This window comes from Massilibacillus massiliensis, assembly GCF_900086705.1.
GTDB lineage: Bacteria > Bacillota > Negativicutes > FLKF01 > FLKF01 > Massilibacillus > Massilibacillus massiliensis.
On record NZ_LT575483.1, the window covers coordinates 604,478 to 620,833 of the forward strand.

Sequence of the window (16,356 nt, forward strand, 5' to 3'; positions counted from 1 at the left end):
TCCACTTGCAGCCTTTTTGGCTGCAGCTATGTTGCCAGCCAAAGCCATACAACATAGCCACTGCCCAAAGATAAGTACGTATATGCTTTATTCTTTATCCAGTTCTTCAAGAACACCGAATTCTTCTTTAAATGGACGAATATTTTTATTGCCCCAAATGAAGTAGTACACAATTGATATAGCATAAACCCCCAATACATATGGCAGAATACTGCTGGATGCGTAGATCAAGCTACCTAAACAGAAGATTGCAATCAACAAACTAATGGTCGGTACGATTGGATAAGAAACTTTAAATGGACGTTTTAACTCTGGTTCCTTTACACGCAATACAAACAAGCTTATCAAGCTAATAATATACATCGTAACCGAACCAAAAACTGAAATCGTGATCACGACATCTGTCAAGCCAGTTAAAGCAGCACCTAAGCCGATAATGCCCGGTAAAATAAGTGCCCATACAGGTGTGTGATGTTTCGGATCAATATAAGCTAAAAACTTAGGCAAATACCCTGTCCGTGCCATTGCGTATGCTTGACGAGAATACCCAACGATAATTCCATGCAAAGAAGCAACAAGACCAAACAAGCCGATACAGCTCATTAACGTAACCGGGAAAGATCCTTCCCCAAAAATAGAACTCAGCGCCATCGGCAACGGAAAATCAACAGCTTCAATTGTCTTGACATCCGTAATTCCTGCTGTTAAAAATAAGGTTAAAAAGGCCATGACCATTAAAGTGCCCATACCACTTAAAAAACCAACTGAAATATCCTTTTGCGGATTCACCATTTCTTCAGCACTCATAGCACCACCTTCAATTGCTAAATAGAACCAAATTGCAAACGGAATCGCTGCCATAACACCATCAAACCCATTCGGAAGGAGCGGTGTCGTTAAAACGCGCGACATTTCAAAGTGTGGTAATGCCATAGCCCAATAAAGGACTAAACCAGCCAACGCTACGATTGTTACAACCAATTCAAACGTAGCAGATACCTTCATCCCCCAATAATTGATAAAAATAAATAATAAAAATGCAATCACAGTTGCCGGCATAACATCTATCGCTGGAAAAATAGCATGAATATACCCGCCAACCGCTAAGGCAATCGCCGGCGGAGCAAAAATAAATTCAATAAGGCAACTGATACCATTCATATAACCGCCAAATTTCCCCAAAGCACGACGTGCATAAGCAGATGGACCTCCGGCATGTGGAATTGCCGTTGCCAATTCCGAATAAGACAAAATGAACGTAACATAGAAAATAGTCACTGGTACTAATGCGATAGCTAATCCCATAACTCCGCCGGCCGAAAAACCATAACTCCAACCAAAATAATTACCGGATATAACAAGCCCAACAGCCAATGCCCATAAATGAATGGGTTTCAAAACACGAGAAAGATTTGCCTCTTTATCTGTTTGTTTAGAATTGTTTTGCATATCAATTTTTGTTTCAACTTTACCAATTTCCATGCTTTTATTTCCCCCTTACAAAATTATCTTTAGACAAAAATAAACGCCTATCATACTCCTTTTCTTTAAAAAGTATAATAGGCGACAGTGCCCAATGAGATATGAGATTTTAACTTCGTGTATCCGCTTAATTTTTTATCCTCACCTCCTAAAAAATAAACGCCTAATAAAAATGTTTTAACATAAGTAAACATCTTTATTAGGCGTTAATGCCATTCTATTCCTTTTTCGTGTACTACAGATCATTATCATAACAATTATTTCTATTGCCATGATAAGTACATTCGCCTTATCTTTAAAAATTCCTGCTGTGCAGACATACTTTTTCATCTGATTTTTTGAACCACTTGCTTCGCAATCGCAGCAAGCGTTGTTTGATGCTGCATTGCCTCTTTCAACAGCCTTTTATGTGCCTGTTGTGCAGATATCCCTAGGCGATCTTGCACGATAGATCTTGCTTTTGCAATGAGTTTTTGATTTTCTAAATCTTTTTTAATTTTGTCCAATTCTTTATGCATCGTACACATATCTTTCCATCGTGCATAGGCAATCTGAATCGTTGCAATGAGATTTTGTTCTGATACAGGCTTGATCACATAACCATACACATGCACATGCTCAGCCCGTTGAATCATTTTTGGCTGGCTACTAGCAGTAACCATGACAACCGGAATATTCAGTCCATGCATGATTTGCGCTGTATCCAAACCATTTAAGCCCGGCATTGTTATATCCATGATTACCATTTCCGGCTGCATCTGTTTCGCTAAATTTACAGCTTGTGTCCCACTTCCACATTCTCCACATACAATATGCCCAGCCTGCTCTACTATTTCTCTAATATCAACGCGTATTAATATCTCATCTTCTACAATTAAAATAGATAATGGTTTCATCGTTCCTACCTCCTACAACTGCTTATTTACGGTTTACTAACCACCCCATATAAAGGAAAAGAAAGATCGGCAATAACGAATTTCCCATAAGGTTCTAATTTAAATGTACCACCTAATTGCTCACAAATTAATAACCTTACAATATACAGACCTAGTTTACTCTCTTTTTCTCCAAATTTCTCAAGCAATGTCTCTCCTGCTTTTCCGCTATCTAATATTTTCAAATTGATCCGTTCTCCCAATTGTTGTATTGTGATATGAATTTCACCTGAAGGTGCATCCTTGATCCCATGTTTCAAGCAATTAAAAATTAATTCATTTAATACCAATGCTACAGGGACTGCTTGACTTGCATGAATAAAAATATCCTGTCCCTCCACTACAGTTTTCACATTTTGTTCCGGCAATACCGAACTTCGAACTATATTTTCTAAGATATAGTCTGCCAATTCATATAGATTGACCAAATCTCGAGATTGATAGGTAAAGACCTCATAAACTTTAGCAATTGCTAAAACACGATGAATACAAGCGGTAAATTCATTTTTTACACTTTTCCATCTTGATCGCCGCATTTGCAAGCGCAACAAAGAAATCACATTTTGCAACGTATTTTTTACGCGGTGATTGATTTCTTCGATTATAATACTTTGCATATCCAATTGTTTTTCCTTTTGCCGTAGCTCCGTTACATCCTGTACTGATACCACACAGCCGCTTAGCTCTCCTCCGGTTACCAGAGAATGCGCTTGCAGCAAATAACTAGCATCGCCAAACTGAAAATTCTTAGGCTGTGTCAAATCCTCAATCAAGGTTTCAAGAGAATTAAAACGTAAGATCATCATCAAATTTGATTCTATCATGTTTCCTTCGTATAATTTTGCTATAATCGCAGTCGCATGTTTATTGGCATAGGTAATTTTTCCTTGCGCATTCAATACAAAAATTCCATTGCCTACCCATTCTTCCCAACCACATCCAGTTGTTGTTAAAGACATTAGAGTTTGGCTCAAACGGTCTGCCGTCTGCGTCAAAAATTTGACTTGTTCTTCTTGACGAATTTCTTCTGAAATGTCTTTTTCCATAATTAATACACCAATCACGTTACCATTGCGGCTCGGTAACGGCACGACTGTCTGCGCGATCGGAATTCCTTCTTGACTAACGCCTCGAATATTGTAGAAATTTTTTCCTGTTGACATAGCCTGTGCTACAGCCGGTTCCTGTGTTGCATATGCCATCTCTCCCACAACACTTTTACGATATAACGATGGTACACAAACAGAATGCGCCCATGCTAAAACAATACTATCCACTTTGTTACGACTCAGCGCATCAATAAAGACATCTGTATTGGTCAAGGATGCGATCACTTGAAGCTGCTCTGCCATATTTTCTAAAATAATAATATCTTCTATTGACAATGTCGTATGCTTCAAGCATAAAGATCGAATCAATTGCCGCTGTATTTCCATATAACAACCTCCCCGCCTCAAATAGGAAAAAGAAAAGACCTGTCATAATGATTTTTCATCATCATAACAGGCCACATTGCCAACACATTCAACTTCAATGATATTTTATTTTCTACAACAAATTCGCCAACTAGATAAATTATCCTGCAAAATATTTTAATTATAAAAAAACTCCTATGATTTCATCATAGGAGCAAATATTCTAAGTGGTGCGGGTGAAGGGACTTGAACCCCCACGGTTACCCGCCAGATCCTAAGTCTGGTGCGTCTGCCAATTCCGCCACACCCGCATAAATCAACGTTACCGTTAACTCACTAATATAGTCTATCATACGAAAAGGATATTGTCAATTTTTTTTAATTTTGATATAAAATTTGTTTTAACAATTCTTCTATTGTATTTAACTTGTCTTCCAACGCATCCATCCGCTCATGCATTATCTTATTTTCAGCTTGAAGGGCTTGTTTTTCTTGAATGACCGCTTCATTATCCAGAAAATTAAAACCTTTCCTTTCATAGAAAATGATAAACGTCAATACAGAACTCAATAAGTCCATATATATCAATACTTCCGCTAAAGTTTCTAAATCCTCTCGCTCTAGCAATATACTCACCTCATCATACATCACAAGCCTAAAAAACTATCAATGTTTTATTATATGCTTTTATGAATGAATTGTATGATGCTTTAAACATAAAGTAATAAAAAATAAACTTGCTGCAACTAGAACCACAGTTGCACCTGTTGCCGTATTGCAGTAATATGATGCAATCAAACCAACAATTCCTGACCCTAATGAAAACATAACCGAAAGAATATGATATTGTTTTACATTATTGGCGATATTGCGCGCTGCAGCCGCTGGCAAAACCAACATCGAATTAATAATCAAAAGACCTACCCACTGAATGCTGATTGCAACCACTACAGCCAATAATGAGGCAAATACCATTTCAACTAAGGATGTATGAATACCACGACTCGCAGCAAGCGATGTATTAATACTAATGATTAATAATTTATTAAACAACATCATCCAAACGACAATAATCACCAAAAATACGATGAGCAAACCGGCCAATTCATCCGACGATATACTCAATAAATCACCAATTAAGTAAGAAGAAAATTTACCGAAGCCACCCCCATGAGACATCATCATCAAGCCTATGGCAATTGCGGTAGATGAAAAAACGCCAATAATTGTATCCGTAGAAGCGCTGCTCTTATTCTTAATATACGTAATAAAAATCGCAAATACAATTGAAAAAGCTACAATCGAAATTAGGGGCTGGACGCCGCCAAGCAAAACCCCAATCGCTATTCCCGTAAACGCTCCATGTCCCAAAGAATCTGAGAAAAATGCCATCTTATTACTTACAACCATCGTCCCAAGTAGACCAAAAAGTGGCGTTACCAATAAAATCGCTAAAAAAGCATTCTTCATAAACGTATGATCCATCCATTGATAAGGGAATAAAAAATTCAATAGTCCATAAATATTTTCCAGCATTATTTGCCCCCCTTACCTGTTGGATCAATCAGCATTCCAAAAATTTCCCGCGTTCGCTGATCAGTAAATACATATTCTGGTGTTCCATTACATACTACCGTTTTATTCAAAAGCACGACGCGATCAGCATGCTTTGCTACTAAATTCAAATCATGCGAAATTAAAATAATTGCTAAATCATGGCTTTGACGAAGCTCCGACACAATTTCATAAAAAAGTTCTAATCCATTTTGATCCACGCCAGAAACAGGTTCATCCAATAATAATAGATCCGGCAATGGATCCAATGCCAACGCAAGTAAAACTCGTTGAAGTTCACCGCCTGATAAAGCCCCTAACCTGCGATCAATTAAATGCTGTGCTTTCACACGCTGTAAATTTTCCACTACCCGTGCTTTTAATTTTTTCGCACTGCAAAGCCATGCCGGACGATTCGTCAAACACGTCATAAACAAATCCATTACACTTGTCGGCGTGTCCAGATCAAAATTTAAATACTGCGGCACATAACCAATCACCGGATTACCTGAATGCATCCCTTTTGCATCAAGATACTTCAAACTGCCTTTATGAGGAATTTCACCTAAAATCGCTTTCAAAAGGGTACTTTTTCCGGCACCATTCGGCCCAATTAAAGCTGTTAGATCTCCACAATGAATATGAATATTTACATCTTTAAAAATTTCCGTTTTGCCAAAACTAACACTAAAATCCTCAATTTTCGTACAACATAATTTACAACATGCATCCGTTTGTTTTGCATTGTTATGATGTAAAAATTTTCTTAACACCTAAACGTCCTCTCCTTACGCATCACTTAAATTTCTACATGCATGACATTTTCCATAAAATTCAAATGTATGTCCTGTAATCTCAAAACCACGTTTTTCAGCCTCCGCGATATACGCTTCATTTACCGGACAAAGATCTATGCATTCTGTCTTTCCACAAACCAAACACACGACATGATGATGGTGCTGATGCTGCAATTTTGCAATTTCATAAACATTCCCTGCACTGTTTTGCGTATTAATTTCATACACAACTTTCAACTCTACCAAAAGCGCCAAATTTCTATAAACAGTATCCAAACTCATATCTGGATTCGTCTTTTTTACAATCTCCAATATCTGCTGCGCTGTAGGAAATTTTTCACTTTCCATTAATGCAGCAATCACAGCTCTCCTCTGTGGTGTTATCTTATATCCTTTTTCCCTAAGAAGTGCAACTAAAGCCTCCACTACCAACAACCTCCTAGATAGTAATATTTGTATTTAGTATTGTAACATATTCAAAATCATATAGAAAGTCATTCCGCTTATAAATCAAATAAAAAGATCTGCCAAAATTTAAAATGGATGTCGCATTTTCATGCGACATCCTCGTATCCATGTAATATTTCAACACATTTAAAAACTACACTTTAAAAAATGCAACTGCATCATGCAACGCTTTTGCTGTATTTGCCAATGACTGACTCGCAGCCAAAATTTCTTCAACAGAAGCTGAATGCTCTTCTGTGGCAGCAGAAACTGTTTGCGTTTTTCCAACCGCCATTTTTCCTACTTGATCAATATTTTTAACTGCAATTGCAATCTGCTCACTACTTGCTGACATTTCTTCAATTGAAGATGAAATTTCCATACTCTGTGAAGCAACATCATTTACTAATGATGTAATCTCCCTAAAATTCTCGCCAGCACTTTCTACCACTTGCGCACCTAATTTCACTTCTTGGCTGCCTCGATTCATCGCAGTTACAGCTTTATCAGTTTCGGATTGTACATCGCTAATCATCATCCCGATTTGCGCAGCGGCTTCCTTCGACTGCTCTGCTAATTTTCTAACTTCTTCCGCCACAACAGCAAAGCCTTTGCCATTTTCACCAGCGCGTGCTGCTTCAATTGCCGCATTTAGCGCTAACAGATTCGTTTGACTAGCAATTCCAGAAATTGTGTCAATAATTTTTCCTATTTCTTGAGAACGATCCCCTAGTTTTTTAACCGCTTGGGCTGATGATTCTACTGTTTCTTCAATACTGTTCATTTGCATTGCTACAGATTCCGCAGATTTTGCACCCGCCACTGCAGCATTGACCGTTTTTGAAACAGCTTCTGCCACCGTATTAGAGTTTTCGGAAATATGCGCAATCGCTGCTGCCATATGTTCTACACTTGTTGCAGTCTCATCGATCATGCCCGATTGACTTTGCGCACCTTTTGCTACATCCTCAATTGCCACAGTCACCTGTTCAGTAACCTTTGCAGCCTCCTCGGCTCCATCATGTAAATCTTTCGAAGATAAAGCCAGTTGATTCGAAGCCTCTGAAATATTTTTCACCAATCCATGTAGTTGATTTGCCATATGATCAAAATCTTTCGTTAATTGCCCTATTTCATCCTGATAATAAACCTCGTGAACTTTTCTATTTCTCAATTCGCCAGCCGCCAAAAGATGAACTTCTGTTAGTAAATCTTTTAATGGTCTTATGATAAGTCTTGCAATGCTCCACCCTAAAATACTTGATAAAATAATCGCAATCACTGTTATCCCCATACTAATTTGATCATTATATACCGCAATCTCTTCGCTCTTACGTTTTTCTTCTTCAGCAATCTTATTATGATATTCGGCTAAATCATCCAATAATTTATTAATGGTAGTTAAATGGCTCGCTGCATTCTGACTAAAATATGTATATCCTTCCTCTTGTTTTCCACTCATCGCCAAATCTAATGCCTTATTCCATTCAATACGATATAATTTCGTTTCTTCCATAATATTGTTCATGGTTTTCTGCTCAAATGCATCCAGATTCGTCTTCTGATATTTTTCAAGATGACCAATATATATTTTTTTATGCTCCTCAATCGTCTGAAATATAGTTTGTCGCTGCGACGGATCTTTGCTAAGGAAAAGCGCCAAAGTCAACGCTTCATTCCCTCTACTTTCAGCACGGCTGGCATTTAACCATTGAATTGGCTGCAGACGATTTTTATACATGTCATCCATTTTATCGGCTAAAGTTTCAGCAGCATAATGCCCTACATAGCCAACTAATGCTAGAAAAAAGGCCATAAAAAGAATAAGAATTGTAATTTTCCAAGATGTTTTTATATTGCGTAATTGTATCATATGTAATCTCTCCATACTAAAATTTTTATTTTGCAGAAAGAGCCTTAAGAATAAATTCCAACATACATTCAGACTCCTCGTAAATATGTATAAATTCTTTTTCTAAAATTAAGGAAGGTAATAAATACACCGTAAATGCATTTAGTACTAATTTAGCAGTACGTGAAATATGAGCGACCCGGAAAACGCGTTCCTCCACGCCTGAATTTAAAATATCTTCAATAATGATTAATAGTTTACTTTGTACAAATTGATTGAAATCCATAGTTTTCAAACCAATATATCGAAAATAGCACGCTTCTTTTACAAGTTCAGCAAAAGCAACATCCTCTCGTATTCTCTGATTAAATGCCTTGATATAGCCAAGTATAAAGCGGCGCAGACGCATCTCTCCTGATGCCTGGCATGTATCAGACAAATCACGCAAACATGTTTCTATCTCTAATTTTTTCTGATCAAATAATCCATCAATTAATGCTTCTTTATTAACAAATTCATTATAAATAGTTCCGATGCTATAGCCTGTTTGCTCGGCTACATCACGCATTGTAGTCTTGTTGATACCATGTTTTGCAACAATAGTTGCAAAAGCCTCTAGAATTCTTAATTTTCTACCTCTCATATCCCATTTTAACTCCTCCCGTCCAACGTTGTCATCCCTATCTTTTTGCTAATTTGAGCAATTGAACTTTTTTTTCATTTGTTCATATTATAATACCTTTTATTTAATAACATAATATATTTATTAAAAATAATTATCAATAAATATATTGTGTTATTAAATAAAATTAACCTATAAAATTCGTAAATACAAACAATACAAATAAAGGACAATGGGATCGCTGTCATTTTTCTAATCCAGCAGCCCCATTGTCCTTTATTCTTTTAGCCAAAATAATTTAAAAATTAAAATAGCTTATACTGAAATTTTTTCCTTAAATTGAGGTAAATATCTCTTATGCGCTGCCAACATTTCATCCAACAGCGCTTGTGCTGCTCTTCCGCTTGGAACAAGCGGATTGATTGTGAAAGCCTGTAATGCAGTACCATAATCTCCAGATACCGCCGCTTGAATAGTCGTAAGCTCCATTGCTTTCATTTGTTGTAACAGCCCTCTGCTTGCCGCATCAAATGTGCCCCACGAAAGCGGGACTGGGCCATTCGAGGTAATGATAGAACTCACTTCGACAACTACATCATCCGGCAAATCTGAAATAGCACCATTATTTTTTGTACTTACTACCATTTGGCTGCGTTTATCATTATATATAGATACGATTAATTCACAGGCTGCGTCGGAATAATATGCGCCACCTCGTTGCGCCAATTGTGGTGGTTTTATACTTAAACTAGGATCTTTGTAAAGTTCAAATAACTCCGCTTCTGTACGTTTTACCACTTCTGCTCTAGTTTCACCTTTGTTAAACGCTTCTAATTCTTCTTTTAGCATATCATCTGTAATATAGTAATATCGATGATACATGCAAGGAATGATACCTAAATTGCGAATTTGCTCCGGTAAGAATCCTATATTGGGAATATTTTGAACACCAGAATTTTGACCCGAATCTCCAACAGAATTCTTTATTTTTTCTATTGCCTTTGCCAACCCGTCTGGAGAGGTATATGCAGTCTCAAGCACTTCTTTGGTCTTTTCTTTCCCTGCTTTATCCCATACACGATGCCAATGAAAATGGTTTAACCCACCAAACCGGAAAAATAAATTTTCTTCTTTTTCTCCTAATGCTCCAGCCGCAATTTTACTGCACAGAATAGGTACATTGCATAGCCCTACTACTTTCTGCCAATGTCCGTAACGCATCACTGCTTCTGTAATCATCCCAGATGGATTTGTGAAATTAACCAACCATGCATTTGGACATAACTTCTTCATATCTTCTACAATATCTAATATGACAGGAATTGTCCGAAAAGCCTTAAATATGCCTCCTGCACCATTCGTTTCTTGTCCAATCATACCATGTGACAGGGGAATTCGCTCATCTTTAATACGTGCATCCAATAAACCTACCCGAAATTGCGTAGAAACAAAATCTGCATCTTTTAACGCCTCACAGCGATCTAAGGTTAAATAAATTTTCCAATCTAAACCGGCTGCCCTAACCATCCGTCTCGCCAGAGCACCTACAATAGCTAATTTTTCTTTTCCCTCTTCAATATCAACTAACCATAACTCTGCAATCGGCAGCTCATCTTTTCTTTTTATAAAACCTTCTATCAATTCAGGAGTATAGCTTGATCCACCGCCAATCGTCACAATCTTCAAACTTTTCTTCATATCCATCCCTCTCTTTCTATGACCATATTATATTTCAAACGATAAGTGATTGAAATATTTATCACATGTATAGTCACAAAAAGGATTGTTTAGGTACATGTTTCACTTGGAAAACAACGTGTTTTTTAATCTACTGATGGAACTTTTATATTTTTCTTTTTCAATATAGACAATTTCGCTAAAGATTCAATGATATAAATTGCAGGAATCTGTGAAGTTATATCTACCTTTGCCCATGAACTCTTATGTGCTAGCTCTCTTTGTATATAATATGAGATATTATAATCTGACATTTTTGCCAAAGTACTATCTTTACTATTTGTAACCGCCACTACAACAGCTTTACTTTTTTTTAATATCTCATAATTTTTAATTAACGTATCAACTTCGCCCTCAACAGATAATGTGATAATAACTGTTTCATTCGGAACTTCTAGATTGATCGGGAAAAATGGATTATTAACACCTGTAGAAAAAATTCCAATATTACAAAAATAACGTGCAGCATATTCAGCAATAATACCGGAATTCCCCAAACCAAGAAAAATCACATGTTTTTTCGACGCTATAATATCTGCTATTTGGTCAAGCTGTTTTTGAAATAATTCCGCACTGGCACGTTGCAAAAAATCTAAAACAATTGAAGAATCATAGTGATCTTGCTGCTCTCCTATCCTCTCTGTTTCTAACTTATACCGCACTTTAAACTCAGAGAATCCATCACAATTTACTTTCTTACAGAACCTAGTAATCGTAGTAGTTGAAACATGTGCTTCATTTGCAACTTCTCTAATTGTCATATAAGGTATTTTATCGCTATTTTTTAAGATAAAATGATAAACCTCATAATCTAATTCACTAAATTGACCTAAAACAATTTTTGAAAACAAACGCATGGTGGGCACTCTCCTAATTCATAAGAATACATAACAAACTGTAGCAGATCTCAGTCTATCATTAAATTATTATAGTAAGATTTTTAAGTTATCTTTCAATATTATCTAGACACACTTAGATATTTACTGCAAACAACAATAGGCATTTTCTTGCTTAACTTTTTCACCTAGTATAAGTTAAAATTCCGTTGATTTTCTTATCGTCTATATGTTAGTATTATAAAAATATTGCCATTAATCACACTAGGGGGTACACGATGGATAATCTAATTTTTTATTGTTTGGTAACTATGGCGTTTATTATAATGCACGGCGTTGACTGTGCGCTGATTATGAAAACAACATTAGCAAATGGACGTAAAGCAGGACAAATAACTGCATGTGGGATAGCCATTGGATGCATTTTTCATACAACGGCAGCAATATTAGGCTTATCAGCCATCATTGCAAAATCTGCTTTTTTATTTGACATGGTTAAATATATTGGAGCAGCCTACTTATTCTACCTTGGAATTATGTCATTTAGAACATCGGCTATTCAAGCTACGTCTGATAAGGATGTTATTATAAATACGCAACCAGCTGAAAATAAAAATTTACGTGGATTTCTATTGCAAGGTATTTTATGTAATGTCCTTAATCCCAAAACAATTCTTTTCTATCTTACATTTCTGCCACAATTTGTAATTCAATCAGAACCAGTTATGCCACAACTCTTTACACTTGGAGTAATTTTAATGATACTAGCACTTGCCTGGTTCATCTTCCTAGCTTATGCACTTGGATATATTCGAAAATACTTTGACAATCCGATTTTCAAAAGCAGAATGCAAAAAACCACAGGTATATTGCTCATTTCTTTTGGTCTAAAACTCGCTTTAGATAAAAAATAACGATGAATTAAAATGGTAGACTTACACTGACATTCTGTAAGTCTACCATTTTTTTTCGTATATACCCTACTTAGCTAGAAAAATTCCCAACTTCATTAGTTTTGAAAACGTGAAGCGCATTCTTGTAATTTCATTCTTGTAAACTTTTATGGCTGATCAAATTTGATGCAAACTCATATCTTTATAAATAAACGATCATTCTATTTCATCAATTTTACTATACATCCGCACCGCTTGATTTCCATTTTTGCATTTCAATTCTTTTACTTGATCCAGAAAAGATTTCATACACGTTTTACATAAACGCCCTTTGTTGATAATTTTTTTACACTGTTCACAAGGATAATATATATTTCCGCATTCCTGAATACGTCCATTTTCAATCATTCGGTAAATAACAGCTATTTTTATTCCTGTAACCTCATGTATTTCTTCTACAGTGCACCGCCGATGTGTTCTTACATATTCAGCAATAAGTCGTTCATATTCTTCTTCTTTTTTCATACACTCTGGACAAATTCTACCAGAATCTTTTATAAACACCTTACCACACTCAGGACAACTGCCGATTTCCATGCCTTCTCTACCATCCTTTAATCACAATGTAATACCATTTATCTTTGCTTTACTGAAATTTAAAATTATCTATATAATTATCTTACATTTCCCCATAAAGAGTAAAGTTCCTGCCAAGTTTATATAAGGAATAGACAAAAACTATCAGAAAATTAAATATTTATATTATACTACACTATTATGCTTGTAATTTACTCTTCATTTGTAATCAATACTATATTTATTCGACCACAACAATGTTACATTTATCAATCGCTTTAATTCCTGCAATAATTTAACGACACATCTGTATCATACATGCTTTAACATTTGTATCTATAAAATTCACAAAACAAATTACCTATATACTTTTTAAAATTGATTTTATGGAAATATATCACAAAGTTTAAATTTATTTAAACTTTATAAAATATATAAATACTATACTATTTTTCATATTTTATAATAGTATTTCATGTGCATTTTTACATTAGGACAATAGTCCTGATTCTCTTGACATTTTAATCTTTTAAATATAAACTTAAACAAGTTGGTATAATTTTCTATAAAAACGGACAATAATTGACAAAATGATAATTTCGCAAACTTATTGAAAGATAAGGACGCAAAGCTATGGGTCTAAGGATAAATATCTAGGACTGCCAAGTTGCCGATTTTATTTGTAAATCGTAAATAACGCCAGTCCCCCATTAGATTGGCGTTATTTAGTTTGCTAAAAAGTAATGAAAAGGAGTACATTACATGTCAGAAGAATTCATGGAATTTCTAATCGTTTCTATTTTCGGAGTAATCGCTCTTTACTGGACGATTCGCAGACTTTACGCATTGACACACCCACCAAAAAGCTTTTTTCAAAAAAGTATAAATCATAGTGAAATTAAATCTTTCCATAGCAAATATGGATTTATAGAAAGAAAATAAAACAAGGGAAGTTGATTTAAATTATGTATTTAAATCAACTTCCCTTGTTTTACTTTCTAAAGTTAAGACCCAAACGACAGCGTTCTTATTCCAATCTTACTGATCTCTTTATCACGCTAACTTCTCCACAGCTAATGTATTTTTAAATAATTATTTTACAATAATTAAAATTTATTCATCACTAGAAAAACCTCCAATGAATTATATCTGTTTTTGTGCTGTTTAAATTACAATAGGTAAGCTTTTATTTCTCATATTACAAGTTATTAGGAGTTATACCCCACAGTGCTTTTACAAAAAGCAGTATTGTATTGGTATTCTATACAACAAATTGTTTGATTATTCCGTAGGAACATAAGATGACTGAAAAACATCAGAATGCTATGATATTTCATATCAAACGACAAATTTATAAACAGCAGGTTAAACTTAACAACATATTTCAGGAGGTCTTCAAAATGTCTACAACAAATGATGAAACAGAGAAAAAAGGAACAGGATTGTCTCGCCGCAATTTCTTAAAAAGCAGTGCACTAGCCGTTGCGGGTGTGGTCGGATCAGGCTTTATTATAACGGGCTGCGGCAAGGGTCGAAAAAAAGATAGCCAAGCGGCAAACGTGGGGAAGAATTCTGTAGATCTAAATGCCCCAAGCTTTATGAAAGCACCTGCATTGATTAAGGATAATGAAATAGCCTCCGTACTTGAAGCAGATGTTATTATTGTTGGCGCTGGAATGGCAGGCCTCTGCGCAGCTAATTCAGCAGCAGAAGATGGCGCAAAAGTAATCGTCTTAGAAAAAACGGCAAATGTCAATTTCCGCGGTTACGACTATGGTGCCGTCAATTCAAAAGTGCAAAAAGAATCTGGTTGTACCATAGACCCCGTAATGATAACACGTGAAATGATGCGTTACGCTGGTTATAAAAATAATCAGCGTGTTGTCATGAAGTGGGTCAATGAAAGCGGAAAAGTCAATGATTGGTTATTGAACATGGCACTGCAATCAGGGTGTAAAATACAACATATTTGGCAACGTGATGAAATGGTAGCCGAAGGTGCAACTTTGCCTACCATGCCATCTATGACATTTGTTCTTGAGCCAACAGAAGAAGCCATACAAAAAGCGCCAAAAGGTATGATTGGTGGTAAGCCGGTAATTGCAATGGCTTGGACACTGCAATCTTCCGCGGAAAAAAAAGGCGTTGAAATTCACTTTAATACACCAGCAGTACAACTCGTTAGAGAAAATAACAATACAGGAAAAGTAACCGCCGTAATTGCTAAAAACAAAGATGGCAAATACATACAATATCGAGGAAAAAAGGGAATTATATTATGTGCCGGTGATTACGGAAATGATACTGAAATGCTACAATATTATATTCCAAGCAGTGAAAGTGTCAAAATTAATTTATATCCTAGCAAAGCCAATACTGGTGATGGACAAAAAATGGGGATGTGGATAGGTGCTGCTATGGATGAAGCTCCACACGCACCTATGTATTTTGACTTTGGGATGGTAGATGCACCAGGCTTAGCAGATTCTGTTATGCGTCAACCCTGGTTAGGTTTAAATATCGAAGGTGATCGTTACGGCAACGAGGATTTGCCCTATGCTTATATTAGCAATTCAGTTCGGCAGGAACCTGAATACACCAAGTGGAATGTTTGGGATTCAAAATGGCCAAAAGAAGCTCCTACCTTCCATCAAACCGCTTGCAAATCATTAAAAAGTGTATATCATGATCCAAAACGCCTTGAACAACTTATTAAAGATGAAGTTGTAAAGTCAGCCAATACACTTGAGGAATTGGCACAAAAAATGAACATCCCGGCTGACAAATTAAAAGCATCCATAACCCGATATAATGCGCTTGCAAAAAAAGGATTTGATGAAGATTTTTATAAACGACAAGACTGTATGACAACGATTGAACAACCTCCATTTTATGCAGCACACATTTCTATTGCACTACTTGTTACATTAGGCGGTCTCAAAATTAATGAATCCATGCAAGTACTCGATAAAAATAAAAAAATTATCCCCGGTCTTTATGCCGCTGGCAATACTTCTGGCAGTTTTTATGCGAACGACTATTGCGTAACTGTAATGGGAAATAGCCATGGTCGTGCATACACTTTTGGTTATTTAGCAGGGAAAAACGTTTTAAAAGAGAATTAATTCTAGATCTGAACATTTCAATATAACATATAAAATACCTCTATTAAAATTCATAGAGGTATTTTTGTGTAAAGGATGAATTTCT

Annotated in this window: 15 protein-coding genes, 1 tRNA gene and 1 riboswitch; of the genes, 3 read left to right on the top strand and 13 right to left on the bottom strand. The window is 35.9% G+C overall.

All coding sequences use genetic code 11. From position 1 onward, the window contains the following. Positions 1–87: 87 nt before the first annotated feature. The 12 genes from eat to BN6559_RS03310 all read right to left on the bottom strand — a co-directional run bounded on the left by eat (position 88) and on the right by BN6559_RS03310 (position 11,698). Positions 88–1,482 carry an ethanolamine permease gene (eat, locus tag BN6559_RS03255; RefSeq protein WP_199883709.1) on the bottom strand — a complete coding sequence of 465 codons (1,395 nt, stop codon included), beginning with the start codon at positions 1,480–1,482 and terminating at the stop codon, positions 88–90. A gap of 326 nt (positions 1,483–1,808) precedes the next feature. Then, positions 1,809–2,378 carry an ANTAR domain-containing response regulator gene (locus tag BN6559_RS03260; RefSeq protein WP_110953413.1) on the bottom strand — a complete coding sequence of 190 codons (570 nt, stop codon included), beginning with the start codon at positions 2,376–2,378 and terminating at the stop codon, positions 1,809–1,811. Positions 2,379–2,404: 26 nt separating this feature from the next. After that, positions 2,405–3,853, bottom strand: a complete 1,449-nt coding sequence (locus BN6559_RS03265; protein ID WP_110953414.1) for a sensor histidine kinase — start codon at positions 3,851–3,853, stop codon at positions 2,405–2,407. 207 nt (positions 3,854–4,060) lie between these two features. Continuing rightward, positions 4,061–4,143, bottom strand: a tRNA-Leu gene (locus BN6559_RS03270). A gap of 67 nt (positions 4,144–4,210) precedes the next feature. After that, a complete protein-coding gene (locus BN6559_RS03275) occupies positions 4,211–4,459 on the bottom strand; it encodes a hypothetical protein (protein ID WP_110953415.1) in 249 nt (82 codons plus the stop codon). Positions 4,460–4,519: 60 nt separating this feature from the next. Continuing rightward, a complete protein-coding gene (locus tag BN6559_RS03280) occupies positions 4,520–5,368 on the bottom strand; it encodes a metal ABC transporter permease (protein ID WP_199883710.1) in 849 nt (282 codons plus the stop codon). Continuing rightward, on the bottom strand, positions 5,368–6,159 hold the full coding sequence (locus tag BN6559_RS03285) for a metal ABC transporter ATP-binding protein (RefSeq protein WP_110953416.1): 792 nt from the start codon (positions 6,157–6,159) through the stop codon (positions 5,368–5,370). The genes BN6559_RS03280 and BN6559_RS03285 overlap by 1 nt, the downstream gene beginning before the upstream one ends. A 15-nt stretch (positions 6,160–6,174) precedes the next feature. Then, positions 6,175–6,609, bottom strand: a complete 435-nt coding sequence (locus tag BN6559_RS03290; RefSeq protein ID WP_110953417.1) for a Fur family transcriptional regulator — start codon at positions 6,607–6,609, stop codon at positions 6,175–6,177. A 175-nt stretch (positions 6,610–6,784) separates the two neighbouring features. Next, positions 6,785–8,503 carry a methyl-accepting chemotaxis protein gene (locus BN6559_RS03295; protein ID WP_199883711.1) on the bottom strand — a complete coding sequence of 573 codons (1,719 nt, stop codon included), beginning with the start codon at positions 8,501–8,503 and terminating at the stop codon, positions 6,785–6,787. A 25-nt stretch (positions 8,504–8,528) separates the two neighbouring features. Next, positions 8,529–9,125: a TetR/AcrR family transcriptional regulator gene (locus BN6559_RS03300; RefSeq protein WP_110953419.1), complete on the bottom strand. Its 597-nt coding sequence runs from the start codon at positions 9,123–9,125 to the stop codon at positions 8,529–8,531. A gap of 294 nt (positions 9,126–9,419) precedes the next feature. Further along, positions 9,420–10,802, bottom strand: coding sequence for a 6-phospho-beta-glucosidase (locus tag BN6559_RS03305; RefSeq protein WP_199883712.1), 1,383 nt, complete (start codon positions 10,800–10,802; stop codon positions 9,420–9,422). A gap of 125 nt (positions 10,803–10,927) precedes the next feature. Then, positions 10,928–11,698 carry a MurR/RpiR family transcriptional regulator gene (locus tag BN6559_RS03310; protein ID WP_110953421.1) on the bottom strand — a complete coding sequence of 257 codons (771 nt, stop codon included), beginning with the start codon at positions 11,696–11,698 and terminating at the stop codon, positions 10,928–10,930. 257 nt (positions 11,699–11,955) lie between these two features. Between BN6559_RS03310 and BN6559_RS03315 the strand changes: the two genes are divergently transcribed. Then, positions 11,956–12,591, top strand: a complete 636-nt coding sequence (locus BN6559_RS03315; protein ID WP_110953422.1) for a LysE family translocator — start codon at positions 11,956–11,958, stop codon at positions 12,589–12,591. 195 nt (positions 12,592–12,786) lie between these two features. On the opposite strand, the gene BN6559_RS03320 is transcribed toward BN6559_RS03315, so the two are convergent. Beyond that, positions 12,787–13,167 (bottom strand): flagellar protein, encoded by a 381-nt coding sequence (locus BN6559_RS03320; RefSeq protein WP_110953423.1) that lies wholly within the window; start codon positions 13,165–13,167, stop codon positions 12,787–12,789. Between the two features lie 569 nt (positions 13,168–13,736). Then, positions 13,737–13,821, top strand: a riboswitch (cyclic di-GMP riboswitch). An 87-nt stretch (positions 13,822–13,908) separates the two neighbouring features. On the opposite strand from BN6559_RS03320, the gene BN6559_RS03325 reads away from it, so the two are divergent. Then, positions 13,909–14,088 (top strand): hypothetical protein, encoded by a 180-nt coding sequence (locus BN6559_RS03325; protein WP_110953424.1) that lies wholly within the window; start codon positions 13,909–13,911, stop codon positions 14,086–14,088. 458 nt (positions 14,089–14,546) lie between these two features. Next, positions 14,547–16,271 carry an FAD-dependent oxidoreductase gene (locus BN6559_RS03330; RefSeq protein ID WP_110953425.1) on the top strand — a complete coding sequence of 575 codons (1,725 nt, stop codon included), beginning with the start codon at positions 14,547–14,549 and terminating at the stop codon, positions 16,269–16,271. Positions 16,272–16,356 lie beyond the last annotated feature (85 nt).